This window comes from Streptomyces sp. NPDC052043 (assembly GCF_044548235.1).
Classification (GTDB): Bacteria; Actinomycetota; Actinomycetes; order Streptomycetales; family Streptomycetaceae; genus Streptomyces.
Genome location: NZ_JBIUBT010000001.1, coordinates 568,015 through 592,246, shown reverse-complemented (window position 1 = coordinate 592,246; position 24,232 = coordinate 568,015). Strand labels below are relative to the sequence as shown.

At 72.7% G+C, this 24,232-nt stretch carries 19 protein-coding genes; 8 read left to right on the top strand and 11 right to left on the bottom strand.

What is annotated here, in order from left to right; translation table 11 throughout:
• Positions 1-81: 81 nt before the first annotated feature.
• The 4 genes from pknB (at position 82) to fxsT (ending at position 9,527) form a co-directional block, all read left to right on the top strand.
• Positions 82-2,043 carry a Stk1 family PASTA domain-containing Ser/Thr kinase gene (gene pknB, locus ACIHCX_RS02605; RefSeq protein WP_400025857.1) on the top strand — a complete coding sequence of 654 codons (1,962 nt, stop codon included), beginning with the start codon at positions 82-84 and terminating at the stop codon, positions 2,041-2,043.
• Positions 2,044-2,212: 169 nt separating this feature from the next.
• Positions 2,213-4,156: a hypothetical protein gene (locus ACIHCX_RS02600; RefSeq protein WP_400025856.1), complete on the top strand. Its 1,944-nt coding sequence runs from the start codon at positions 2,213-2,215 to the stop codon at positions 4,154-4,156.
• On the top strand, positions 4,153-5,169 hold the full coding sequence (locus tag ACIHCX_RS02595) for an AAA family ATPase (RefSeq protein WP_400025854.1): 1,017 nt from the start codon (positions 4,153-4,155) through the stop codon (positions 5,167-5,169). Before ACIHCX_RS02600 ends, ACIHCX_RS02595 begins: the two co-directional genes overlap by 4 nt.
• Complete coding sequence (fxsT, locus tag ACIHCX_RS02590; protein WP_400025852.1) at positions 5,169-9,527, top strand: FxSxx-COOH system tetratricopeptide repeat protein; 4,359 nt, start codon at positions 5,169-5,171, stop codon at positions 9,525-9,527. Before ACIHCX_RS02595 ends, fxsT begins: the two co-directional genes overlap by 1 nt.
• Here fxsT and ACIHCX_RS02585 read toward each other — a convergent pair.
• From ACIHCX_RS02585 to ACIHCX_RS02570, 4 genes are all read right to left on the bottom strand, one after another.
• Positions 9,458-11,323, bottom strand: a complete 1,866-nt coding sequence (locus tag ACIHCX_RS02585; RefSeq protein ID WP_400025851.1) for an aKG-HExxH-type peptide beta-hydroxylase — start codon at positions 11,321-11,323, stop codon at positions 9,458-9,460. The two genes, fxsT and ACIHCX_RS02585, sit on opposite strands and share 70 nt — an antisense overlap.
• Positions 11,290-12,462 carry an FxsB family cyclophane-forming radical SAM/SPASM peptide maturase gene (locus ACIHCX_RS02580; RefSeq protein ID WP_400025849.1) on the bottom strand — a complete coding sequence of 391 codons (1,173 nt, stop codon included), beginning with the start codon at positions 12,460-12,462 and terminating at the stop codon, positions 11,290-11,292. Before ACIHCX_RS02580 ends, ACIHCX_RS02585 begins: the two co-directional genes overlap by 34 nt.
• Positions 12,455-12,625: a hypothetical protein gene (locus ACIHCX_RS02575; RefSeq protein ID WP_400025848.1), complete on the bottom strand. Its 171-nt coding sequence runs from the start codon at positions 12,623-12,625 to the stop codon at positions 12,455-12,457. The genes ACIHCX_RS02580 and ACIHCX_RS02575 overlap by 8 nt, the downstream gene beginning before the upstream one ends.
• A gap of 162 nt (positions 12,626-12,787) precedes the next feature.
• Positions 12,788-13,108: a CU044_2847 family protein gene (locus ACIHCX_RS02570; protein WP_400025847.1), complete on the bottom strand. Its 321-nt coding sequence runs from the start codon at positions 13,106-13,108 to the stop codon at positions 12,788-12,790.
• A 93-nt stretch (positions 13,109-13,201) separates the two neighbouring features.
• On the opposite strand from ACIHCX_RS02570, the gene ACIHCX_RS02565 reads away from it, so the two are divergent.
• Positions 13,202-14,092: a deoxyribonuclease IV gene (locus tag ACIHCX_RS02565; protein WP_400025845.1), complete on the top strand. Its 891-nt coding sequence runs from the start codon at positions 13,202-13,204 to the stop codon at positions 14,090-14,092.
• Positions 14,093-14,134: 42 nt separating this feature from the next.
• On the opposite strand, the gene ACIHCX_RS02560 is transcribed toward ACIHCX_RS02565, so the two are convergent.
• On the bottom strand, positions 14,135-14,791 hold the full coding sequence (locus tag ACIHCX_RS02560) for a sulfite oxidase-like oxidoreductase (RefSeq protein WP_400025843.1): 657 nt from the start codon (positions 14,789-14,791) through the stop codon (positions 14,135-14,137).
• Between the two features lie 154 nt (positions 14,792-14,945).
• On the opposite strand from ACIHCX_RS02560, the gene bfr reads away from it, so the two are divergent.
• Complete coding sequence (gene bfr / locus ACIHCX_RS02555; protein ID WP_400025841.1) at positions 14,946-15,464, top strand: bacterioferritin; 519 nt, start codon at positions 14,946-14,948, stop codon at positions 15,462-15,464.
• 30 nt (positions 15,465-15,494) lie between these two features.
• Here the strand turns inward: bfr and ACIHCX_RS02550 are convergent, their stop codons facing one another.
• The 3 genes from ACIHCX_RS02550 to ACIHCX_RS02540 all read right to left on the bottom strand — a co-directional run bounded on the left by ACIHCX_RS02550 (position 15,495) and on the right by ACIHCX_RS02540 (position 18,525).
• Positions 15,495-15,773, bottom strand: coding sequence for a bacterioferritin-associated ferredoxin (locus tag ACIHCX_RS02550; protein WP_400026594.1), 279 nt, complete (start codon positions 15,771-15,773; stop codon positions 15,495-15,497).
• A 153-nt stretch (positions 15,774-15,926) separates the two neighbouring features.
• Complete coding sequence (locus tag ACIHCX_RS02545; protein ID WP_400025840.1) at positions 15,927-17,279, bottom strand: class II 3-deoxy-7-phosphoheptulonate synthase; 1,353 nt, start codon at positions 17,277-17,279, stop codon at positions 15,927-15,929.
• A gap of 97 nt (positions 17,280-17,376) precedes the next feature.
• Positions 17,377-18,525: a glycoside hydrolase domain-containing protein gene (locus tag ACIHCX_RS02540; protein WP_400025839.1), complete on the bottom strand. Its 1,149-nt coding sequence runs from the start codon at positions 18,523-18,525 to the stop codon at positions 17,377-17,379.
• A 76-nt stretch (positions 18,526-18,601) separates the two neighbouring features.
• Between ACIHCX_RS02540 and ACIHCX_RS02535 the strand changes: the two genes are divergently transcribed.
• Together ACIHCX_RS02535 and ACIHCX_RS02530 are read left to right on the top strand one after the other, a co-directional pair.
• Positions 18,602-18,868 carry a trp operon leader peptide gene (locus ACIHCX_RS02535; RefSeq protein ID WP_400025837.1) on the top strand — a complete coding sequence of 89 codons (267 nt, stop codon included), beginning with the start codon at positions 18,602-18,604 and terminating at the stop codon, positions 18,866-18,868.
• Positions 18,869-18,988: 120 nt separating this feature from the next.
• Entirely contained in the window at positions 18,989-20,965 is a 1,977-nt protein-coding gene (locus ACIHCX_RS02530; protein WP_400025835.1) for an anthranilate synthase family protein, read from the top strand.
• A gap of 84 nt (positions 20,966-21,049) precedes the next feature.
• Here the strand turns inward: ACIHCX_RS02530 and ACIHCX_RS02525 are convergent, their stop codons facing one another.
• The 3 genes from ACIHCX_RS02525 to macS form a co-directional block, all read right to left on the bottom strand.
• Entirely contained in the window at positions 21,050-22,078 is a 1,029-nt protein-coding gene (locus ACIHCX_RS02525; RefSeq protein ID WP_400025832.1) for a 6-phosphofructokinase, read from the bottom strand.
• Positions 22,079-22,243: 165 nt separating this feature from the next.
• Entirely contained in the window at positions 22,244-22,921 is a 678-nt protein-coding gene (locus ACIHCX_RS02520) for a response regulator (protein ID WP_400025830.1), read from the bottom strand.
• Entirely contained in the window at positions 22,918-24,219 is a 1,302-nt protein-coding gene (gene macS / locus ACIHCX_RS02515) for a MacS family sensor histidine kinase (RefSeq protein WP_400025829.1), read from the bottom strand. Before macS ends, ACIHCX_RS02520 begins: the two co-directional genes overlap by 4 nt.
• Between the last annotated feature and the right edge of the window lie 13 nt (positions 24,220-24,232).

Below are 24,232 nucleotides of genomic sequence, written 5' to 3'. Positions count from 1 at the left end.
CGCGTCACAGGTCGGCTTCAGTCCCGCCGCGACATCGTCCGCGACCCGTGGGTGTCCGTGACGGCTCGTAGACTCGCCTGCGTGGATACGACCCTTCAGGACCCCCTCGTCGGGCAGGTGCTCGACGGCCGCTATCGCGTCGACGCGCGGATCGCCGTCGGTGGGATGGCCACGGTCTACCGGGCCCTGGACACCCGCCTGGACCGGGTCCTCGCGCTCAAGGTGATGCACCCCGCGCTCGCGGCCGACGGCTCGTTCGTGGAGCGGTTCATCCGGGAGGCCAAGTCGGTCGCGCGGCTGGCCCACCCGAACGTCGTGCAGGTCTTCGACCAGGGCACGGACGGGTCGTACGTCTACCTCGCCATGGAGTACGTGGCCGGCTGCACCCTGCGCGACGTGCTGCGCGAGCGCGGGGCGCTCCAGCCGCGCGCGGCGCTGGACATCCTGGAGCCGGTGCTCGCCGCGCTGGGGGCCGCGCACCGGGCCGGGTTCGTGCACCGCGACATGAAGCCGGAGAACGTCCTGATAGGGGACGACGGCCGGGTCAAGGTCGCCGACTTCGGGCTTGTGCGGTCCGTGGACACGGTGACGAACACCAGCGGTGCCGTCCTCGGCACCGTCTCCTACCTGGCCCCGGAGCAGATCGAGCGCGGCACCGCCGACCCCCGGGTCGACGTGTACGCGTGCGGGGTCGTGCTGTACGAGATGCTGACCGGCGGCAAGCCGCACCAGGGGGAGTCCCCCGCCCAGGTGCTGTACCAGCACCTCCACGAGGACGTGCCGGCCCCGTCGGCCGTCGTGCCGGGACTGTCCCTGGAGCTGGACGAACTGGTCGCGGAGGCCACCGCGCGCACCCCGGACATCCGGCCGCACGACGCGGTCGCGCTGCTGGCGCGGGTCCGCGAGGCGCGGTCCGCGCTCGGCCCGGACCAGCTGGACGCGCTGCCGCCGCAGGCCCTCACCGCGGAGCACGACAACGCGGAGGACCGTACGAGCGTCATCCCGCGCGCGCTGACGACGCGGATCCGCGGCAGGCTCGGCGGGGACGGTGAGGACGGCGAGGACGGGGCGCGGTCCGAGGCCGCCCTCAACCGCACCAGCCGGCTTCAGGCGCCCCCGCCCCCACCGGGGCCGGCCGGTGCCCGGCGCCCCGGGCGGCCCCGTCGGACGCTGCTCGTGGTGGTCGCCGCGGTCCTGCTGGCCCTCGGGGTCGGCGGCGGGGTGTGGTACATCAACTCCGGCCAGTTCACCAAGGTCCCGCCGCTGCTGGCGAAGACGGAGACACAGGCCAGGGAGCGGCTCAAGAAGGCCGGTCTCGGCGTCGACCGGGTCGAGCACGCCTACAGCGACACGGTCCGGCGGGGCACGGTCATCAGCACCGATCCGCAGGTGGGCGCCCGGATCCGCAGTAACGGCTCCGTGACGCTCACGGTCTCCGACGGGCCCGAGACCGTGAACGTGCCCGATCTGAAGGGCCACCGGCTGGGCGAGGCGCGGACCCTGCTGAAGAAGGAGGGCCTGGAACCGGGCATGGTGAGCCGGGAGTTCAGCGACGACGTCCCCCGCGACGTCGTGATCGGCACGGACCCCGAGGCGGGCACCGAGCGGCGCGCCGGCTCGGCGATCGCGCTCACCGTCAGCAAGGGCCGCGCGGTGAACGTGCCGGACGTCACCGGCGAGGACCTGGACGAGGCGCGGTCCGACCTCCAGGACGCCGGCCTGAAGGTGCGGGTCTCCACCGAGCAGGTCACCTCCGACTTCGACAAGGGCGAGGTCGCCCGGCAGAGCCCGGCGGGCGACAGCCAGGCGGCCGAGGGCGACACGGTCACGCTGACGCTGTCCAAGGGCCCGGAGATGGTCCAGGTGCCGGACGTGACGGGCAACAGCGTCGACGACGCGAAGAACACGCTCCAGAAGGCCGGTTTCCAGGTGCGCGAGGACCGCGGGCTGCTCGGGCTGTTCGGCGACACCGTCAAGAAGCAGTCGGTGCGGGGCGGCGACCGGGCGCCGAAGGGCTCGACGATAACGATCACCATCCGGTGACGAGGCATCCGCCCGCGAATCCGGAAGCAAGGTCAACTCGCCACCGGATATGGGCTGTTGCCCCTCTGCTTTCCGCCATCCGGTGTCGCTACTATGGCGGCTCCGCGGACGGTCGTCCCGCGGCAGGGCAACGGGGGAGGGGTGTCCGGGGGTGGAGCCGGTCGCGGAGATGACCGCCACCGATGTGTGGCAGGTGAGCATCATGGGGCCCTCGGGAAGCCCCGTGGGCGGAGGGGTCATCGTCCCGCCGCGCTATCTGCTCACCTGCGGCCATGTGGTGACGAGCGCCCTCGGCAAGCAGTGGGAGGACGACCCGGGTGCCACCGTGACGATCGCTCTGAGCAGCGGTCTGACGCTGCAGGGCTCCCCGGGCGGCGGCCACCGCTACACCGGAGGAAGCCACCACGAGGACTTCTCGGTCCTCACCCTGCACGGTGATCTGACGCTTGCCGACGGCCAGTTGCCCACCTCGCACGCACACCTGTCCACCGGTGCCTACACGGCCAAACGGCGCATGCAGGTGTACGGCTATCCGCCGGGCCAGCCGCACGGAGTATGGGCGGACTGTCTGATGGCCGGGCGCGGCGGTCTGGAGTCCGCGCTGATCCAGCTCAACGACGCACCGGACACAGGCCGCAGGGTGGCCAGGGGCTACAGCGGCTGTGGGGTGAAGGACGCGGCGACCTCGCGTGTGGCGGGACTGGCCGTGCTGCGGGACAAGTCACCGGACGCGGGCGTGACCTGGATGATTCCCATGGCGCGGCTGGCCCGGTCCTGGCCTCCGCTGCGTGCCGCACTCGCCCTGTCCGGAGAGCCTCTGCCGCCGCACTCGGACGGGAAACCGGCCGCGGACGAGGACGACGGCCCGTTCGACGCGGAGGCCATGGACGACCTCCACCGCCTGCTGCTCGACGGCACGGTGCCGTTGTCCGGCCTGGTGGCGCTGCGCGACGAGGCGCTCGGGCCCGTACGCCGGCCCTGGCAGGGCGCCCCCGAGGACGTGCTCGGCATCGTCCACGACCTGCAGCACATCACCCAGGCCGGCCGTGCGGTGCCGCCGTTGCTGGAGTTCGTCGCCGCGCTGTCCCGGCGCGTCCCCGGCCCGCGCGGCCAGGAGCTGGCCCGCTGGGTGCGTGGACGGGCCGGGCACTGCACGCCGGTGGTCGACCCGGCCCCGCTCCTGGCACGACGGGTAGGGCCGTCGGCCCCCGGCGGGCAATGGACGTACGCCACCTTCCGCATCACCCCAGCCTCACCCAGCCGGCACTATCTGCTCGACGTCCACCGGCAGCGCGCGGGCACCCCCCGGGAGGCCGTGCGCCAGTACACCGAGGCCATGCCGCTCGGTCGGATCGAGCAGCTGATGCGGGACGAGATCATCCGCATGCGGCGGGAGAAGGCGCTCGACTCCGCTGATCTGTTCGTGGAGTTCGTGTTGCCCCGCGAGCTCCTCGGGCGGCCGGTCGACGCCCTGCCGATCACGACACCCAGCGGCGCAGAGGTGCGTTTGGGCGTGGTGCACCCGGTGGCCGTGCGCAGTCTTGAGCGCCAGAACACACCGGAATGGGTCGAGTGGGAACACAACTGGGCCCGGAAGTGGGACAGGATGAGAGCGATGGGCACACTCTCGGGAGAGGGCGTGGTGCATGTGTTACCCGCCCGAGGGCCGGACGGGACGTCGTACGAGGTCCTGTTCTCGGCGATCTACCCCGAGGACGGCCCGCTCGCGCTGGTCCTCGGCTTTCCCCCCAGGGCGTCCCGGAAGCGCACCCCCGACGCGGAGTTCGACGCGGCGCTGGACGCGGGGATTCCCGCGCTGGTCTGGGCCCATGACGAGCAGGACGGTCCACGGGTCGCCGAGGACCTGCCGAAGCGGCTGCGGGCCACCAGCGTCAGGACCCTGCCCGAGGCCGTGCTCCGGGCCCGGCGCGGTGAGTGGTCGGCCGGCCCCGCCGGCGCGGGGCCGCGCGTCGGCGGCGGTCTGCGGGTGGGTTTCCTCTGGGACCCGTTCGACCGGCTGCCACCGCAAACCCCCTTGACCGCGCCCGCGCCCGCCCCCGCTCCTGCCCCTGCCCCTGCCCCTGCCCCTGCCCCCGGAGGTGACCACTCGTGACCGAGACCGGAACCCCGCAGGTGCCGGGGTGGTGGGTGTACCGCGGCGACGGCGTGCCGCACAACGCGATCGAGCGGCTCCCCGATCCACCGAGCTGGCGGCCCCTCCAGCAGGGCATGCCGCCGCAGGACGAAGCCGCTGCCCCGGGACCGGCCGACGCCCGGCGGGGCAGGGTCTTCCAGGTGGACCGCGGGCTGGTCGACGTGGTCAACGCGGCACTCCTGCTGCGCCGTCCGCTGCTGCTCACGGGACGTCCGGGCACCGGCAAGTCCACGCTGGCCCACGCCGTCGCCTATGAGCTGGGACTGGGTCCCGTGCTGCACTGGGCCGTGACGTCGCGCACCACCCTGCGGGACGGGCTGTACGCCTACGACGCCATCGGCCGGCTGCACGAGGCGAATCTGCGCCGGGCGGGAGTCGACGCGGGTGACGGCACCGGCGAGCTCGGCAGGTTCCTGCGCCTGGGGCCACTGGGCACGGCCCTGCTCCCTCGCCGTCGGCCGAGGGTCCTACTCATCGACGAGCTGGACAAGAGCGACATCGACCTGCCGAACGACCTGCTGACCGTGTTCGAGGAGGGCCGCTTCCCCATCGACGAGCTGCGGCGGCTGCCCGCCGAGCAGCGCAGTGTGCGGGTGCAGACGGCCGACGGTGGCCAGGAACTCGTCACGGACGGCCAGGTCACCTGCTGGGCCTTTCCCTTCGTCGTGATCACATCGAACGAGGAGCGGGAGTTTCCCGCCGCGTTCGCCCGGCGCTGCCTGCGGTACGACATCGAACAGCCGGGGCCGGAACGGCTGGCCGCGATCGTCGCCGCCCATCTGGGCGAGGAGGCACTGGACCAGGCGAGGCCGCTGGTGGAAGCGTTCCTTGCGGAGCAGAGCAACGGCAACGTCGCCGTGGACCAGCTGCTGAGCGCGATCGAGCTGGCGCGGGCGGGCGCCGACGAGGAGCCCGAGCAGTGGCGGGATCTGCTGCGCACGCTGTGGCGGCACCTCGAAACGGGGCCCTGATGTCGTACGAACCACCGGAACATCCCGCTCCGGACGCACGGGAGATCGCCGAGGTCCTGTGGCTCGCGGCGCACCTGAAGCGCGCCGCCGCGGACCCGGTGTCACGCCCGGCCGGCAGGCAGCCGCGTCCCCTGACGGGACTCACGGGCCAGCAGGAGCCGGGGGCGCCCCGGCGCCGACGCGACGACCCCGGCGGCGAGGAACCGCCCGAGCCGCCGAGGAACGGCTTGGGGCACCCCGCTGTTCCCGGTCCGCGCGAGCGGGAGCCGGAACTGCATATGCGTGGCTTCCGCACGCCGGCCGGGCGGGCGGACGTCGCCGTTCCGGCGCTGCCGGTGCGTTCCCCCGGCGTACGGCCATTGGCGAAGCCGGCCGAGCTGAGCAAGGCACTGCGGCCACTGCGGCGGCGCGCCACGTCCACGGTCCGGCGCCGTCTGGACGAGGAGGCGACGGCCGACCGCGCGGCACGGACCGACGTCTGGGAGCCGGTCCTGGTCCCCGACGAGGAGCCCTGGCTCGACCTGGTCCTGGTGGTGGACACCGGGGACTCGATGGTGCTGTGGGACAGCGCCGTGTCCGAGCTGCGCACGGTGCTGCGCCGGGTGGGCGCCTTCCGCTCCATCACGGTGCGCTGGCTGGAGCATCTGCCGGACGGTTCGGTGAGCGTGCGCTCCGCCGCTCCGCCCTGGCCCGCCGGCGGCGCGAACCGTGCGGCGCAGGCGGGCCGGCCCGCCTCTCACTCGCCGCGCGGCGCCGTGCTCGTCCTCAGTGACGGGATCAGCCCCGGCTGGCGGTCGGGTGCGGCGGGCCGGCTGCTGGCCCGCTGGGCGCGCAGCCGGCCCACGGCGCTGATCCAGCCCCTCGACCGGCGTCTTTGGCATCGCACCGCGTTACGTCCCGTTCCCGCCGCCCTTTGGGCCTCACGCCCCGGTGTCCCCAACTGCGACCTGCACGCCGACGGGGACCACACGGGCCCCCTGGTGCCCGTGGTCGAGCTCGCACCGGCGGCTTTGCAGATGTGGGCCCGCCTGGTCGCCCACCCGCAGGCCTCGGCGTTCCGGGGGTACGCGGTGTCGCCGGGCACCCCTGTTCGCCCGGAGCCGGCAGCCCCGGGGCCGCGGGGGGCTCGAGACGAGCGGCTGTCCCCGCTGGACCGGGTGCTGGCCTTCCGCGCGGAGGCCTCGCCGCAGGCTTTCGAGCTGGCCGGCTATCTGGCCGCCGCGCCGCTGTTCCTTCCGGTGATGCGCCTGGTGCAGCAGGTCATGGCGCCCCGTACGACACCGTCGCACCTGGCGGAGGTGTTCCTGTCGGGGCTGCTGCACCCCGTCCCCACCGGCCGCCCGCACCCGGCGGAGCAGACCGAGTTCGACTTCCCCGAGGCCGTACGGTCGCTGCTGCTGGGTTCGCTGCACCAGCAGGAGAGCCGGCGCGTCCTCACCGCGGTCTCGGGATACCTGGCCGAACATTCGTCGGCTCCCTACCGGTTCGACGCCACACTGGCCGACCCCTCGTCGGAGCTGCCGTCCCGGATCACTCCGGAGAGCCTGCCCTTCGCCAAGGTGGACGCCGCCGTCGCCGACGCGCTGGGCGGTGGGTTCGCCAGCCGGGCCCGGAAGCTGCGGCGCCTGATCTCGCAACAGCATCGCCGCCCGGTTCGTGATGACGCAGCGCGCCCATACGATTACGGTGTGACCGACACCACATTCACGCAGAGCACTGCCGAAGCGGGCGAAGCGTCCCGGCAACCAGCGGAAAGGGAATCACCCGTGGCCGAGTCCGTGCCTCGCCTGGCCGGCGTCGACGGCCCTTCGAGCACCGCGGCACCCCCCAGCGGTCCATCGCAGGCCATCACGCGGCCGGTGCGGTTCGAGGAGAGCGTCCCGCAGGTGTGGGGGCGGCGGATTCCGCCCAGGAACCACATCTTCACCGGCCGGGACGAACTCATCACCCAGCTGCACGCCCGGCTGGCCGACCGGCGTGCGGCGATCGTGCCGCAGGCCTTCTTCGGGCTCGGCGGCGTGGGCAAGACGCAACTGGCTGTCGAGTACCTCTACCGCTACCAGTCGCAGTACCAGCTCGTCTGGTGGATCAACGCCGAGGATCCAGCGCTGGTCCGCACGTCCGTCGCCGCTCTCGCCCCCCACCTGGGACTGGATTCCGCGCCCAGTAGCGACGAGGCGCTGCCGCTCGTCCTGGACGCGCTGCGCCGGGGCGCACCCTTCCGCCGCTGGCTTCTGGTGTTCGACAACGCCGACCGCCCCGAGGACCTGGAGGAGTACTTCCCCTCCGGCGAGGGCCACATTCTGATCACGTCACGCAACCAGAGCTGGGCGGGGCACGCGCACCCCGTCCCGGTGGACGTCTTCTCCCGCGAGGAGTCGGTCCGCTTCCTGCAGCGCAGGGTCCCCGGCATGCCGACGCGCGACGCCTCCCGGCTCGCGGAGGCGCTCGGCGACCTTCCGCTCGCCGTGGAACAGGCCGGTGCCTGGCACTCGGAGACGGCCATGTCGGTCGACGAGTACCTCCAGCTGCTGCAGGAGCACGCAGGACGGCTGCTGGACACCTCCGTTCCGTCCGGCTACCCGCACTCCGTCGTGGCGACCTGGAACCTGGCGATGGAGCGGCTGGCCGAGCGCAGCCCCGCCGCCGTCCAGCTGTTGCGGCTGTGCAGCTGCATGGCCCCGGAACCGATCAGCTGGGCCATGCTGCGCAGCGCCGCGTTCGCCCCACTGCCGTCCCCGCTCGCGGAGGCCCTGCGCGACCCCGTCGAACTGGGCCTGGCCACCCGGGAGATCGGCCGGCTGGCGCTGGCCCGGATCGACCACCGCAGCAACAGCCTGCAGATGCACCGACTGGTGCAGGCCGTGCTCTTCAACCAGATGTCCGTCCAGGAGCAGGAGGACACCTACCACCTCACCCACGTGCTGCTCGCGGCGGCCGACCCTCAGGAGCCGGACGACGACGCGAACTGGCGCCGATACGCGGAACTGCGCCCGCACATCCGGCCCACCCGGGCCTTCGAGTGCGAACACCGGGAGGTGCGGGACCTCGTGATCAACGAGGTCCGTTACCTGTACCTGCTCGGTGACTACACCGGCGGCACCCAGCTGGCCGAGCTCGCGCGCGAAGAGTGGCAGCAGCGTCTGGGCGAGGACCATCCGCAGACCATGCGGGTGACCCGCTCCTACGGCACGCTCATCCGCAGCTTCGGAAGGTTCGACGAGGCCCGCGAAATCAATGCGGACCTCCTCGAACGCTCCCGCCGGGTGTTCGGCGAGGAGCACGAGGAAACTCTCGCGATCGCCAACAGCAACGCCGCCGACCTGCGTGTCATCGGTGACTTCGAGGCAGCCGCCGAGCGGGACCGCGACACCCTGGAGCGGCTGACCAGAAGCTTCGGCCGGGACTATCCGCTGGCCCTGATGTCCGCCGCCAACCGGGCACTCGACCTGCGGCTGCTGGGCCACTTCCGGGAGGCACTGGAGCTGGACGCGGACACCTACGAGCGGCGGGTGCGCGTCTTCGGACCGGACGACCCGCTGACCCTGGTGGTAGCCGCGAACTACGCCCGGGACCAGCGGGAGCTGGGCGACTACCGGGGGTCCACCGAGTCGTTGCGCGCCCTGTACCCGAAGCTGCGCAACCGGCAGGGCCGCGAGCATCCGTACACCCTGGACGTGGCGAAGAACCTCGCCGTCTCCCTGCGGGCGACGGGGGCGTACGAGGAGGCGCACGAGCGGTCCTCCCGGACGGTGGAACGCTGCCGGGCCCGGTACGGCGCGGAGGACCTCAACACCCTGGCGGCGGTCGGAAACTACGCCGTCGACCTGCTGCTGTGCGGTGAGCTGGAGGAGGCGGAGAGGCTGGCCGCGCAGACCGTGGCCGGGTACGAGCAACTGTTCGGCGCCGGCCATCCCTACCTGCCGATGACCGAGACCAACCACGCCCTGACGCTGAGCGCCCTGGGCCAGCACGAGCGGGCGCTGTCCCTCAACCTCGCGGCCTACGAGAAGCTGGAGGACCGCTTCGGCCCCGCGCACAACTGCACGCTGCGCTGCGGCGTCAACCTCGCCAACGACCTGCACGCCGCGGGCCGTTACGAGGAGGCGGCGCAGGCCGACACCCGTCACCTGGAGGCGCTGCGCGCCACCCTCGGCGCCGACCACCCGGTCACGCTGGTGTGCGGCGGCAACCTCGTGCACGACCTGAAGTCGCTGGGGCGGGAGGAGGAGGCCGAGACACTGCTCGACGACGTGCTCACCCGCTTCACCCTCACGCTCGGCCGGAACTATCCGGTGGCCGAGGTGTTCGCCCGCGGCGAGCGGGCCTTCTGCGACATCGAGACACCGGTGTTCTGAGCGCTATCGGTCCCGGACCCGCTTTCCAGCCAGGCCGCCAGGCCCAACGGGTCCTGGCTCGGGCCCTGGCCGGGTCGCCCCGCGTCCTCGGTGAGTCGCAGGTACAGATCCCTGACGACCTCGGCGCGGTGGCGCAGAACGCCGGCGCCCGGCAGCCCCTCCTCGGTGGCCGAGGCGGCGAGTTCCGCCCATCGTTCGGCCCGGTCGGGCCGGGCGACGACGGCTTCGGACGCCTCCTTCGCGGGCAGTGCCCACTCGACGCCGCGCTGCAGGGCCGCCCACCGTCCGAACTCGGGTCCCGGTCCCGCCACGGCCCCCGAGGCCGCCCGTACGTCGTCCGGCGGGAGGGGCCCGGCCGCCTGGCGGGAGTGCCAAAGCGCGACCAGCCGCCCGGTCCACGCGCCGTCGGCCACCGCCCAGCGCAGCCGCCACACGGCCTCGGTACCGGCTTCCACCCGGGTGGCCGCTCGGGCCGGCCGGTCCTCCACGCGCACTCCGTGCACGGTCTGGGCGACCCGGTCGAGGAACCGCCGGCCGAGCCGGGTGAGCCGGACGTGGGTCGCCGCCTGAGCGAGCCCTCGCTCGGTCTGAGCCTGGACCCGTGCCACTCGCCATGCGGAGTCGGCCGGTTCCGGCCCATGCCGCCTGCCACCGCGGTCGTCCCAGAACGCCAGGTCGCCGAGGTGCGCGTAGATGCCCTGGAGCAGTCCTCCGGGCGGGCGTGGATCGGGCCTCCAGGGTGCGTACAGCCATGGGCGGCCGTCCGGCTCGTGCAGCGTCACGAGGTCGGTCAGAGCACTCAGTTTGCTGTGCTGGAACTCGTGCAGGAGGGTCAGCGCGAGCCGGCCGGGGTCGGCGGGCCAGGAGGCGAGGACGGTGCCGAACGCGTGCCGTGACGTGGCGGAGGCGACCCCGCGCGCCGGTGCCGGAAGGGGGACGATGCCGCTCAGTCCGGCCGCGAGTTCCCCGGCCCGCCGCGGATGGCTCTCGACGAGCAGTTCCCAGGCCGGCTGCAGCAGCCCCTGCCAGGCCGCCGGAACAGCGCCGGCCGGGTCGAGAGCGGGCAGCCGCGGGTCCGCGGTTTCCAGCGGCAGCCGCAGGGTCATCCCCCGGTGGCGGGCCTCCAGCATGGCGACCGGCTGCCAGTCGTGCCCCACCCGCCCAGGGTCGCGCGGCAGCGAGCGCACCTCCCCGCAGGCCCGGATCTGCACGCGGCAGCCGTGGCCGGGCCCGGCATGACCGTGCTCACCCGCGGGCCGCGGGCCAGGACAGCAGCCACAGCTGTCGGCGGCGGTGTGCGGTCCGGCCTCGGGCGCGACCACGACCAACGCCTCGTCCGCGGTCCCGAGCCGGGTCGCCGTGCCCAGCCCCGGCAACCGCAGTGTCCCGTCGCGGACCGGCACCGCGATCTCGGCGGCGATACCGGCTCGTACGGCGCCGACGGCCGCGAGAGCGCCGAGGTCCCCGGACGCGCACGTCCCACGCCGGTGGGCCGGACAGTCGCTCACGGCGCGGGCCGCCCAGGTGCCGAATGACGACGCGTCGACCACGGCCCGGGCCGCGTCGGGAGCGACACGTTCCACACGGGCGAGCAGGTCTGCGCCCGCGACCGCGGCGGCCGCGCAGGGACCGTCCAGGACCCTGCGCAGCAGCAGGAGATTCCGGCTCCGCCGGGCCCTGCGGAGCAGCAGCACCGCCTCCCGTCCCCCCTCCCCCGCGGCGAGGGAGTCGAAGACCGGGTCGGGGAGGACGTGGGCGCCGATCACGGCAGCCGTCTCGCGCGGTGGGCGACCCACCGCCTGATGTGTCCGATGAGCTGGAGAAGATCCGCGCAGTAGACGGTCGGCCGGCGGTATCCGGCGCCCGGCCGGTAGCGGTGGCCGTATTCACCGCCGCCGCACACGGCCAGTTCCGCGCAGCTCAGGCACTGGTCGGCCAGGGCCTGCGGGCCGGCCTGCCGGGCGGCGAACCCCGGGTGCAGCAGGACGTCGTCGAAGGAGTTCCGGAAGACGTCCAGGCCGGTGGCGGAGGCCCCGTCGTACCCGGTGCGCAGGGCGTCGTTCTGGTGGATGGTCCCGTCGGACTCGACGAAGGCGGAGACGGTGCGGGTGGCACCCACCCAGTCGAGGCGGCCGCGTCCGCCGAGCACCAGGTGCAGCAGCTCGTCGAGGATCCGCACGGAGGTCTCCTTGTGCGGAGCGCCGGCCCAGCGGTCGAAGACCGCGGCGAGCCAGGTGCCGTACGCCCCGGCCGGTGACGCCGGGAGTGCACCCCAGTGGGCGTGCGGCAGCAGGAAGTCGATCAGCGGGGGCCGGGTCGGCAGCAGCGACTCGTAGACGGCGATCGGGTCGCGGGTGGGGTCGATGACACAGAGCAGCCCTGCGTACAGTTGCGGGAACTGCTCCGACAGCCGGTGCAGCCCCGCCATGGCCCGGTCGTAGGAGCCGCTGCCGGACGGGGTGCGGCGGTGCGCGTCGTGCGCCTGACGGTCCCCGTCCAGGCTCACGCCGACGCGCACCCGGTGTTCGGCGAGTGTCTCCAGCATGCGGGGAGCGAGCAGGGTGCCGTTCGTCTGCACGGTGAACTCGGCCTCGGCACCCGCGTCCTGAACGACGGCGCGAACGGTCCGTACGACTCGGTCGATGCCCTTCGGTCCGTCCAGCAGCGGTTCGCCCCCGTGCAGCACGACCCGGACCTGTCGCAGCTCGTGCCGCGCCGCGTGCTCGGCGATGCGCCGCGCCGTCTGCCGCAGGGTCGCCGGGCTCATGGCGAGAGGCCTGTCGCGCCAGGTCTGATCGGCGTGTTCGTAGATGACGCAGTAATCACATGCGAGATTGCACCGGCTGCGTGTCTTGAGGACGAACTGGCGCAGCGGAACCGGTCGCCGGCTCTCCTCCAGGAGCGCCGCGACGTCGACCGCCGGCTGTTCAGACACTCGACTGCCAGGTGTTGTATTCGTCCTCATCGGACTCCGTGGCCTCTGCCTGGACCCGCTCCAGCGCCACGGCCAGCACGGACCCCGGCAGCGCGCGCAACTGGTCGATGGTGATTCCAGCGATGTCCGGCAGTCCGCACTCGACCCCCGTCGTCTCTTCCATGCCTGAGCCCCTTCCGTCTCCGGGACATCCGGCATCCGCCCCCGCACTGCGGCATCCGGGTCGCACGGGCATGGTAGGCGGATCCCCTCGGGTTCGGGAGGAGGCCGCGTGCTCGCAGCGACGGATTCGGACACCCCGGTCCTCGGGCCGCGCCGGTCCCTGCTACTTCTCCCACACCGCCTTTACGACCAGGTGCGCCTCTCCGGTCGCCTTGGCCAGCACCGCTCCGGTCTCTCCACTCAGCTTCACGCCGAACTCCAGCTCCAGGCGCTGCGGGGCGACGTCGAGAGAGGTGATACGGGCGTGCGCCTCCGCGGCCATGCGCCGGATGCCGTCCAGGGCCTCGCCGAGGTTCTCCTGCGCCCGCCGGACGATCGTGCCGCCGCTGACCGATATCTCCTCGAGGCCGTAGACGTCCTCGTCGGCCGGTTCGACAAGGACCCTGCCGCCGTCGGGCAGCGAGAAGCTGACGACGTCCCCCATGTGTACCCTCCCCTGGCTGTCCGCGCCGGTGCGCTGGTGCAGTCGTACCCTGATCGGGGGCCCTCCCACACGTCCTGGCATGCTGGCTGTGCTATGACCTCTCTGTCTTCCCAGTCTTCGCGCACCGCACCGCGCAACCCCGTCGGCGGCCATGTGCCCGTCGCCGGCGGGCTGCACTCGGTGGGCCTGTCCTACGCCCGTGACCTCGGGGCCGAGACCGTGCAGGTCTTCGTCGCCAATCCGCGCGGCTGGGCCACGCCCGCGGGCAACCCACGGCAGGACGAGCAGTTCCGCGCGGCCTGCGCCGAGCAGTCGCTCCCGGCGTACGTCCACGCCCCGTATCTGATCAACTTCGGCTCCCACACCGAGGCGACCGTTCAGCGGTCGGTGGAGTCACTGCGGCACTCGCTGCGGCGCGGCCGGGAGATCGGCGCGCTGGGCGTCGTCGTGCACACCGGGAGCGCCACCGGCGGCCGGGACCGGTCCGTCGCGCTGAAGCAGGTGCGGGAGCACATGCTGCCGCTGCTCGACGAGCTCACCCACGACGACGACCCGTACCTGCTCCTGGAGTCCACCGCGGGCCAGGGTGCCTCGCTGTGCTCGCGCACCTGGGACTTCGGGCCGTACTTCGAGGCGCTGGACGCCCATCCGAGGCTGGGCGTGTGCCTGGACACCTGCCACATCTTCGCCGCGGGGCACGACCTGACCGGCCCGGACGGCATGCGCCAGACGCTGGACCTGCTGGTGGAGACGGTCGGCGAGGGCCGGCTGAGGCTGATCCACGCCAACGACTCCAAGGACGTGGCCGGCGCGCACAAGGACCGGCACGAGAACATCGGCGCCGGCCACATCGGCGAGGACCCCTTCCGCGCCCTGATGACCCACCCCGCCACCGAGGGCGTCCCGCTGGTCATCGAGACCCCGGGCGGCAAGGCGGGCCACACGGCGGACGTGGAGCGTCTGAAGCGGCTCAGGGACGCGTGAGAAGGCGGTGAAAAGGCGCCGGGACGGCCCCCGGTGGGGGCGTCAGAGTTCCGGCCCGTCCCCCGGTTCCTCCTGGTAGGAGTAGCGCTGTTCCTTCCAGGGGTCGCCGAGGTTGTGGTAGCCGCGCTCCTCCCAGAAGCCGCGGCGGTCGGCGGTCATGTACTCCACGCCGCGGACCCACTTGGGGCCCTTCCAGGCGTACAGATGGGGGACGATCAGGCGGAGCGGGAAGCCGTGCTCGGCGGTGAGCAGTTCGCCGTCCTTGTGGGTGGCGAAGAGGGTGCGCTCCGAGGTGAAGTCGGACAGGCGCAGGTTGGAGCTGAACCCGTACTCCGCCCACACCATCACATGGGTGACGTTCGCCGCGGGCGGGGCGATGTCCAGGACGGTGCGCGCGGGGATGCCGCCCCACTCGGCGCCGACCATGCTGTACTTCGTGACGCAGTGCAGGTCGGCCACCACGGTGGTGTACGGCAGGGCCGTGAACTCCTCGTGGGTCCAGCAGTGCTTCTCGCCGTCGGCGGTGGCGCCGAAGACCCGGAAGTCCCAGCGCTCGGGCCGGAACTTGGGCACCGGCCCGTAGTGCGTGACCGGCCAGCCGCGCTGGAGCCGCTGCCCCGGCGGAAGTTCCGGCTGCGCCGCTCCCCTCGGCACTGCTCCAGACGCGTTCCCTGACGCGCGTTCCACCGGCTGACCCATGCCTCCATCCTGACAGACCGGAGGGGGTGCACATGACCAACCCGGGGGCGATTCGGACAACTCGCACTAAGTATGTACTTACTGGACGGCCGTGTGTGCCGGTGCAATCATGCGCGAGATCCGCCCAGAGACGTCCGGAAGGAGCACCGCCGCCATGCAAGGCGACCCCGAGGTGATCGAACTGCTCAACGAGCAGCTGACCGCCGAGCTCACCGCGATCAACCAGTACTTCCTGCACTCCAAGATCCAGGACCACAGGGGCTGGACGAAGCTCGCCAAGTACACCCGCGACGAGTCGTTCGACGAGATGCGGCACGCGGAACTCCTGACCGACCGGATCCTGCTCCTTGACGGCCTGCCGAACTACCAGCGTCTCTTCCACGTCCAGGTCGGGCAGACGGTGACGGAGATGTTCCGGGCCGACCGGCAGATCGAGGTCGAGGCCATCGACCGGCTGCGCCGGGGCGTGGATCTGATGCGCGACAAGGACGACATCACGTCGGCGAACATCTTCGAGGCGATCCTCGCCGACGAGGAGCACCACATCGACTACCTGGACACCCAGCTGGAACTGGTCGACAAGCTGGGTGAGGCGCTCTACATCTCGACCGTCATCGAACAGAACCAGCCGGACCCGTCGGGCCCCGGAACGCACGGCTTCTCCAGCCCCTGAGGCGGACCGCCGACGGTCGCGCCCAGGACCCTAGGCGGCGTCGCCCAGCTCCGTCAGCTCCTTCGGGGGCACTCCGGACGCCCCGCCGGTGAGCGGCGCGAGCGCCGGGCCGCCCTGGTCGATCAGCTCCCGGCGCGGGCAGGCGCCCCGGCCGAGCAGTGCCTGGATACGGCGTACGCAGCCGCCGCAGTCGGTGCCCGCCTTGCACGCGGAGGCGATCCTGCGGGGCGTGCAGGCGCCGTTGTCCGCGTGCTGCTTGACCTGCTGCTCGGTGATGCCGAAGCAACTGCACACGTACACGCGGTTCACCTCCCGCCGGGATCGGATCAGTGGCGCCACCCCGACTTCTTCTCGGTGAGGCAAACCTAACCTAACTCACGACGGGAACTCCGGGAAAGGGAGTGGGGCGCGGATCCCGTGTGATCCGCGCCCCACTTCACGCTCCCGCGAGGTGCGGGCGCCTCACTGGTCCCGGTACATCTCCGCGACCAGGAACGCCAGGTCCAGGGACTGGCTGCGGTTCAGCCGCGGGTCGCAGGCCGTCTCGTAGCGCTGGTGCAGGTCGTCGACGAAGATCTCGTCGCCGCCGCCGACGCACTCGGTGACGTCGTCACCGGTCAGCTCCACATGGATGCCGCCGGGGTGCGTGCCGAGCCCCTTGTGCACCTCGAAGAAGCCCTTGACCTCGTCGAGCACGTCGTCGAAGCGGCGGGTCTTGTGGCCGGAGGCCGCCTCGAAGGTGTTGCCGTGCATCGGGTCGGTCACCCAGGCCACCACCGCGCCCGAGGCCGTGACCTTCTCCACCAGCTCCGGAAGCCGGTCGCGGATCTTGTCGGCGCCCATGCGGACGATGAACGTCAGCCGGCCCGGCTCCCGCTCGGGGTCGAGGCGGTCGATGTACCGCAGCGCCTCCTCGGGCGTGGTCGTCGGGCCGAGCTTGATGCCGATCGGGTTGCGGATCCTCGACGCGAACTCGATGTGCGCGTGGTCCAGCTGCCGGGTGCGCTCGCCGATCCACACCATGTGCCCGGAGACGTCGTACAGCCGCCCGGTCCGCGAGTCGACGCGGGTCAGCGCCGACTCGTAGTCGAGCAGCAGCGCCTCGTGCGAGGAGAAGAACTCGACGGTCTTGAACTCCTCCGGGTCCGTGCCGCAGGCCCGCATGAAGTTCAGCGCACTGTCGATCTCGCGCGCGAGCTGCTCGTAGCGCTGGCCGGACGGGGAGGACCGCACGAAGTCCTGGTTCCAGGCGTGCACCTGACGCAGGTCGGCGTAGCCGCCGGTGGTGAAGGCGCGCACCAGGTTCAGCGTGGAGGCGGACGTGTGGTACATCCGCTTCAGGCGCTCGGGGTCCGGCACGCGGGCGGCCTCGGTGAACTCGAAGCCGTTGACGGAGTCGCCGCGGTAGGTCGGCAGGGTCACCCCGTCGCGGGTCTCGGTCGGCTTGGAGCGCGGCTTGGAGTACTGGCCGGCGATCCGGCCGACCTTGACCACCGGCACCGAGGCGGCGTACGTCAGTACGGCACCCATCTGGAGCAGGGTCTTGAGCTTGTTGCGGATGTGGTCGGCGGACACCGCGTCGAACGCCTCGGCGCAGTCGCCGCCCTGGAGGAGGAACGCCTCTCCCTTGGCGACGGCCGCCATCCGGGCGCGCAGCTGGTCGCACTCGCCCGCGAAGACGAGCGGCGGATACGACTCGAGGTCCGCGATCACTGCGCGCAGAGCCTCGGGGTCGGGGTACTCGGGCTGCTGCGCCGCGGGCAGGTCTCGCCAGGTGTTGCCAGCGCTCGCGCTGGTCTTAGCGTTCACGGTCACCCCACCAAGATTACGGGGTCGCCCGGCGGACCCCCTTCTCCGTTCAGCCAATGAGACGGACGGCGCCCGGTCGCGGTACCCCCTTTGCCCGGGTTGCTCAGGCGCCGGTACCCACGTCCAGCTGGTCGCGGTCGATGTTGATGGTCACCGACCCGTGGGTCTCGGTCTTGTTCCCCGCGTACTGGTGGATGCGCTGGTGGCCGGCCCACAGATGGGCCGGGATGGCGGTGTGGGCGGTGGTGTTCTCGTCGTTCCAGTGCGCGAAGTGGATCACGTCGGGCAGGGTGACCTTCCCGGCGTGGGCGACCAGGTCGGTGACCAGGGACGAGACGCTGCCGTACGCGCCGGACCGGTAGCCCAGTTCGTGCAGCCGCTCGGTCCAGGCCTCCAGGTAGCCGAGTACGCGCGTGGTGAGGGTGCCGCCCGGCGTGTACTGCTCCACGTCGTTGTAGAGCACCGACCCCTTGGCGAAGCCGAGCGCCGCCGCCTGGGCGACGGCGTCCTCCGCGGCCCCCTTGCCCTGCGGTGCCGGATCGTTGATCGACGCGCAGGAGTTCTGGCAGCTGCCGGCGCCGGAGGCGGGCTGCGGGCCGACGTAGAGCGGGAAGAAGCGCCACCCGTTCGCGTACTGCGTCTGCACCCACTCGGCGGTCAGCTTCGCCTGGGCGCAGGCGCGGTTGACGCCGCCGATGTAGACGCCGACGGCCCGGTAGGGCGAGCCGGTCCTCCAGGCGTTCATGGCCGTCTGGCTCGGGGCGGTGCAGGCGTCGAAGCCCCTGCCCTGGTACGCGGTCGCGTCGGCGGGCACGGCGCGCGTGGTCGGTTCCCGGGCGGGTTCACGGGCGCGGGCGGCGGCGACGGGCAGTCCGGCGCTGCGCAGCACCCGCTGGATCTCCGCGCGGTCCTCGCCGTACGGGGCCGTCACGGAGATTCCCTCGTTGGTGGCGGTCGCCCGGTAGACGCGGGCCGTGGGCTCCTCGGTCACCGAGGCCTTCGTCGCCACCGCGGGCTGCACCCACAGGGCCTCGGTGCGTCCGACGGCGCGGGCCGGGCAGTCCTGCTGCTCGCCGGGGGTGCCGAGGTAGACGGCGTGCCGGTCGAAGCGGACGCAGGCGGTCGGCTCCTGGTCGAGGTCGACGACGGGCCAGCCGGCCGGGACGGTGAAGGTGTGACCGCGGTAGGTGACGGTCTTGGTGGCATCGTCGGCCGACGGCCGGGCGGCGCCCGTGACACCGGCGGCGAGCACCGCGCAGGCGCTCAGGGCGGTCAGCGCCCGCCTCAGGCGGCGGTGCCCTGCCGGGTGGGGTGATCGTGGTGTGGAAATGGCGTACTCCTCGGTCGGGCTCGGGCGTGCGGCGAACGCCGGGGCGGGGTCGGCCGCTGGTCGACGCGGACCCTCTTCCCACTCCGCGAGGCCGCCGGAAACCGGCCTGTGCTGCGTACGGACGCACGCGCGGCAGCGCGGCCGGGGCCCGTCACGGGCCGGTCGGGGCCGCCCGGTGGACCGATGCGGTAGGGTGCCGGGCATGTTCGCGCACTCGACCCAGAACCAGAACTGGTGGTGGACCGCTTCTCCGGCGGCCCGCTGACTGCGCGTATCCCACACTGCGCGAAGGCCGCCCGAGGGGCGGCCTTCGGCGTTTCCGGCGCCTTGGCCGTTCCTCACCCACATCGACCGGCATCGACCGGCGTCGACGGAAGAGGAACCCATGGATCTGGCACGGCTGCTGCACGACCCCCGCCCCTTCGCCCTGCTGCGCCGCCGTACGCCGGGGCACGACCAGGACCTGGTCGAGGTGCTGCTCGGCCCGGTGACCCGTCGCGACCGGCTGGCCGACCTGCCCGACGAGGGCCTGGCCCTCGTACCGTTCCGGCAGATCCGCGAACGCGGCTTCGACGTCCGCGACGACGGCACCCCGCTGCTGGTGCTCACGCCCGAGGAGACGGGCACGGTCCCGCTCGCCGAGGCCCTGACGCAGCTCCCCGCGCACCAGGTGCGCGTCGAGGGCGGCGGCTTCGACGTGGGCGACGAGGAGTACGCGGAGATCGTCGGGCGGGTGCTGCGCGAGGAGATCGGCACGGGCGAGGGCGCGAACTTCGTGATCCGACGGACGTACGAGGGGGAGGTCCCGGGCTTCGGGCGGGCCGACGCGCTGGCGCTGTTCCGGCGGCTGCTCGAGGGCGAGCGGGGGGCGTACTGGACGTTCGTCGTGCACACCGGAGATCGGAAAGGGCCCGAAGGGCCTTCCTTGGAAGGGCGGGGGTGGGAGACGGGTGGGCGGACGCTGGTCGGCGCCAGCCCCGAGGTGCACGTGCGCATGTCCGGCGGGACGGTCGTGATGAACCCGATCAGCGGGACGTACCGCTACCCCGCCGAGGGGCCGACGCCCGAGCACCTGCTCGGCTTCCTCGCCGACGGCAAGGAGATCGAGGAGCTGTCGATGGTCGTCGACGAGGAGCTCAAGATGATGTGCACCGTCGGCGACATGGGCGGGGTGGTCGTCGGCCCGCGGCTGAAGGAGATGGCGCACCTGGCGCACACCGAGTACGAGCTGCGCGGCCGGTCCTCCCTGGACGTGCGCGAGGTGCTCAAGGAGACCATGTTCGCCGCGACCGTCACCGGGTCGCCGGTGCAGAACGCCTGCCGGGTCATCGAGCGGCACGAGGCCGGGGGCCGCGGCTACTACGCGGGCGCGCTGGCCCTGCTCGGCCGCGACTCCGGCGGCGCCCAGACCCTGGACTCCCCCATCCTCATCCGCACCGCCGACATCGACGCCCGCGGGCGGCTGCGCGTACCGGTCGGCGCCACCCTCGTCCGCGGCTCGGACCCGGCGGGCGAGGTCGCCGAGACGCACGCGAAGGCGGCGGGCGTGCTGGCGGCGCTGGGCGTACGGCCCGCCCGGCCGCGCGTGGAGCGCTCACGGCCCCGGCTCGCCGACGACCCGCGGGTGCGCGCGGCCCTGGACGGGCGGCGCGCCCTTCTCGCGCCGTTCTGGCTGCGGATGCAGGGCGCGGTCCCGACCGGCCGGGCGCAGTCGCAGGCCGCGGCGGACCCGGCGGAACTCACCGGACACACCCTGGTCGTGGACGGCGAGGACACCTTCACCGCGATGCTCTCCCACATGCTGCGGTCGTCGGGGCTGACCGTCACCGTGCGCCGCTACGACGAGCCCGGACTGCGCGCGGCCGTCCTCGCGCACGAGGGACCGGTCGTCCTGGGCCCCGGCCCCGGCGACCCGTGCGATGCGGACGACCCGAAGATGCGGCTGCTGCGCGCGCTGACGGCCGACGTGCTCGCCGAGCACCGGCACGGCGTGCTCGGGGTCTGCCTCGGACACGAGCTGATCGCGGCCGAACTCGGCCTGGACATCGTCCGCAAGGAGGTGCCCCACCAGGGCGCCCAGACCGGGATCGACCTGTTCGGGCGGGCCGAGACCGTGGGCTTCTACAACAGCTACGTGGCGCACTGCGACGACGAGGCGCACGCCGAGCTGTCCGCGCACGGGATCGAGGTCAGCCGGAGCGCGTCCGGTGAGGTGCACGCGCTGCGCTCCGACCGGTTCGCGTCGGTGCAGTTCCACCCCGAGTCCGTGCTGACGCTGAACGGCCGGGCGATCGTCTGCGCGCTGCTGGCCGGTCAGCTGCGCGGCGCCGGCACGTACGGTGAGCCGCGGCGCGTCCCGTAGCCGGCGACGCGCGCACCGAGGGCGCCGCCGGTCAGGTCGGCGGCACCCTCGGTGCGGTCTGTGGGCGAAGAGGCCGGTGGCGGGTCAGCCGAAGAAGACCCCGACCTCCTCGTACAGCTTCGGGTCGACCGTCTTCAGCTTCGCGGTCGCCTCCGCGATCGGGACGCGGACGATGTCGGTGCCGCGCAGCGCGACCATCTTGCCGAAGTCGCCGTCCCGGACGCACTCGATGGCGTGCAGCCCGAACCGGGTGGCCAGCCAGCGGTCGAAGGCGCTGGGCGTGCCGCCGCGCTGGATGTGCCCGAGGACGGTGGTCCGCGCCTCCTTCCCGGTGCGTGCCTCGATCTCCTTGGCCAGCCACTCGCCGACCCCGGACAGCCGCACGTGCCCGAAGGAGTCGAGCGAGGCGTCCTTCAGGACCACGTCGCCGTCCTTGGGCATGGCACCCTCGGCGACGACGACGATCGGGGCGTACGACGCCTTGAAACGGGAGGTGATCCAGGCGCACACCTGGTCGACGTCGAAGCGCTGCTCGGGGATGAGGATGACGTTCGCGCCGCCGGCGAGGCCGGAGTGCAGGGCGATCCAGCCCGCGTGACGACCCATCACCTCGCAGACCAGCACCCGCATATGGGACTCGGCGGTGGTGTGCAGCCGGTCGATCGCATCGGTGGCGATGCCGACCGCGGTGTCGAAGCCGAAGGTGTAGTCGGTGGCCGACAGGTCGTTGTCGATGGTCTTGGGCACGCCCACGCAGGGCACGCCGTACTCGTCGCTCAGCCGCGCGGCGACGCCGAGGGTGTCCTCGCCGCCGATCGCGACAAGCGCCTCGACCTCCTGCTTGGCGAGATTGTCCTTGATCCGCCGGATGCCGTCCTCCTGTTTGAGGGGGTTGGTCCGCGAGGAGCCGAGGATGGTGCCGCCGCGGGGCAGGATGCCGCGCACCGCGGGGATGTCGAGACGGACGGCGTCGTTCTCGAGGGGGCCCCGCCAGCCGTCCCGGAAGCCGACGAAGTCATAGCCGTACTCCTGCACGCCCTTGCGGACGATGCCCCGGATGACGGCGTTGAGCCCGGGGCAGTCGCCGCCTCCGGTCAGTACTCCGACCCGCATGGAAAAGTCCCTTCGCCGCGGTTGCCTGGTGAAGGTCACGCTAATGGTGACCCACGTCACTTCGGCATGGGGCGGCGAGCCAATTCCACTGAATTGTCGGGTAGTTGATCACGGCGAATCCACTCGAAAGGGTGGTGGCCGCGCGGGATGCGGGTGTACCCGCCCCTACTCGCCGTCGAGCCCGCGTTCGATGGCGTACCGCACCAGCTCCACCCGGTTGTGCAACTGGAGCTTGCCCAGGGTGTTCTGGACGTGGTTCTGGACCGTGCGGTGGGAGATCACCAGACGCTCGGCGATCTGCTTGTAGCTCAGACCCTTGGCGACCAGGCGCAGCACCTCGGTCTCGCGGTCGGTGAGCCGGGGCGCCCTCGGCTCACCGGCGTCCGCGACGGGTGCGGGCTCGGCGGCCAGCCGCCGGTACTCGCCGAGCACCAGGCCGGCCAGGCCCGGTGTGAACACCGGGTCGCCCACGGCCGTGCGGCGCACCGCGTCCAGCAACTCCTGGGTCGAGGCCGACTTCAGCAGGTAGCCCGTCGCACCCGACTTCACGGCCTCCAGCACATCGGCGTGCTCACCGCTCGCGGACAGCACCAGCACGCGCAACGCCGGGTCGGCGCCGACGAGTTCCTTGCAGACCTGGACCCCCGGCTTCGCGGGCAGGTTCAGGTCGAGCACGAGCACGTCGGGCGCGGCGGCCCGGGCGCGGCGCACCGCCTGCTCGCCGTCGCCCGCGGTGGCGACCACCTCGAAGCCGGACTCGGTCAGGTCGCGGGCCACGGCGTCGCGCCACATCGGATGGTCGTCGACCACCATCACTCTGATCGGGTCCTGTTCCGCGCTCATCGGCTCTCCGCCTTCCCCCGCGTCCACGGCGCGCCCTTCGCGCTTCCCGTGTGCCCGCTGCCGTTCGTGGTCTGCGTGTTCCTGGGTACGTGCAGTTCGACCTCCGTGCCCTGGCCGGGCACCGAGACCAGTTCGGCGCTGCCGCCGATGTCGCGCAGCCGGCCCCGGATCGACAGGGCCACACCGAGCCGGCCCTCGTCCTCGGCCTGGGCGAGCCGCCCCTGCGGGATGCCGGGACCGTCGTCCCGCACGGTCACGATCACCGACTCCGGCTCGTCCTCGACCAGGATCCACGCCCGCGCGCCCTCGCCCGCGTGCCGGCGGACGTTGTCCAGCGCGGCTCCGACGGCGGCGGCCACCTCCCGGGCGGCGGCGGCCGGCAGCGGCACCGGGGCGCCCGGTTCGGCGAGGCTGACCCGGGCACCCGCGTACGGGGTGAGCAGCGCGCGCAGGTCGACGGGCCCGTCGGCGGCGTCGTCCGTGCCCTCGTCGAGGGCCCCGACGGCCGCGCCCCGCGCGGTGTCCCCGGCCGGATCCGCAAAGGCGTCCCTCGGCGCCCGGGGGACCGAGGCCGGCCCGCCGGAGACCAGGGTGCGCAGCGCCACCTCCTGGTCGCCCGCCAGCCGGCCCAGTTCGGCGGCTTCGCCCCCGATGACCGCGCCGCGCCGCTGCACCATGGCCAGCACCTGGAGCACGCCGTCGTGGATGTCCCGGGCCAGGCGCTCCCGTTCCCGGGTGGCCGCCTCGATCTCCAGCGCCCGGGCGAGGGTGCGCTCGGAGGCGCGGGCGACCTCGACGACGTAGCCGATGGCGATGGAGGCGACCCAGACCAGGATCACGTTGTGGACGGTGTCGCGGGTCGCGGCGCCGCGCTCGACCAGGTTGGCGGCGGCGACCGCGGTGGAGGCGAAGGCGGCCCAGCGCCAGCCGCCCTTGACGGCGAAGGCGAGGACGGAGCCGGCGGTCCAGATCGACGGCAGGGTCGGGCCGCCGTCCGCGATCCGCGCCGGCGCGTCGGCGACGGGGGTGAGGAGGATGCCGGCCAGCGCCAGGGTGAGGTCGGCGGCCAGGAAGCGCCTGGTGCAGCTCGCGGCGTTCGCGACCCTGGGCAGGGTGGCCAGGGTCCACCCGGACAGCACGCAGTAGTAGGCGATGGCGACACCCGGGCGCGGGAACCGGTCGTAGCCGGTGGCGAACAGGCCGACCGCGTAGAGCATGGTCAGCACCCGGTATCCGGCGAGCGCGCGCCACAGCGGCTGCTCGACCGACATCCTCATCACGCGTTGCCGCTTCGGCATGTCCCCCCGCATG

Bases quoted from the DNA above. Each gene is read 5' to 3' on its own strand.
- ACIHCX_RS02600 (WP_400025856.1), top strand. From the start codon at position 2,213: ATGACCGCCACCGATGTGTGGCAGGTGAGCATCATGGGGCCCTCGGGA.
- fxsT (WP_400025852.1), top strand. From the start codon at position 5,169: ATGTCGTACGAACCACCGGAACATCCCGCTCCGGACGCACGGGAGATC.
- ACIHCX_RS02575 (WP_400025848.1), bottom strand. From the start codon at position 12,625: ATGGAAGAGACGACGGGGGTCGAGTGCGGACTGCCGGACATCGCTGGA.
- ACIHCX_RS02570 (WP_400025847.1), bottom strand. From the start codon at position 13,108: ATGGGGGACGTCGTCAGCTTCTCGCTGCCCGACGGCGGCAGGGTCCTT.
- ACIHCX_RS02565 (WP_400025845.1), top strand. From the start codon at position 13,202: ATGACCTCTCTGTCTTCCCAGTCTTCGCGCACCGCACCGCGCAACCCC.
- ACIHCX_RS02560 (WP_400025843.1), bottom strand. From the start codon at position 14,791: ATGGGTCAGCCGGTGGAACGCGCGTCAGGGAACGCGTCTGGAGCAGTG.
- bfr (WP_400025841.1), top strand. From the start codon at position 14,946: ATGCAAGGCGACCCCGAGGTGATCGAACTGCTCAACGAGCAGCTGACC.
- ACIHCX_RS02535 (WP_400025837.1), top strand. From the start codon at position 18,602: ATGGCGTACTCCTCGGTCGGGCTCGGGCGTGCGGCGAACGCCGGGGCG.
- ACIHCX_RS02530 (WP_400025835.1), top strand. From the start codon at position 18,989: ATGGATCTGGCACGGCTGCTGCACGACCCCCGCCCCTTCGCCCTGCTG.
- ACIHCX_RS02525 (WP_400025832.1), bottom strand. From the start codon at position 22,078: ATGCGGGTCGGAGTACTGACCGGAGGCGGCGACTGCCCCGGGCTCAAC.
- ACIHCX_RS02520 (WP_400025830.1), bottom strand. From the start codon at position 22,921: ATGAGCGCGGAACAGGACCCGATCAGAGTGATGGTGGTCGACGACCAT.
- macS (WP_400025829.1), bottom strand. From the start codon at position 24,219: ATGCCGAAGCGGCAACGCGTGATGAGGATGTCGGTCGAGCAGCCGCTG.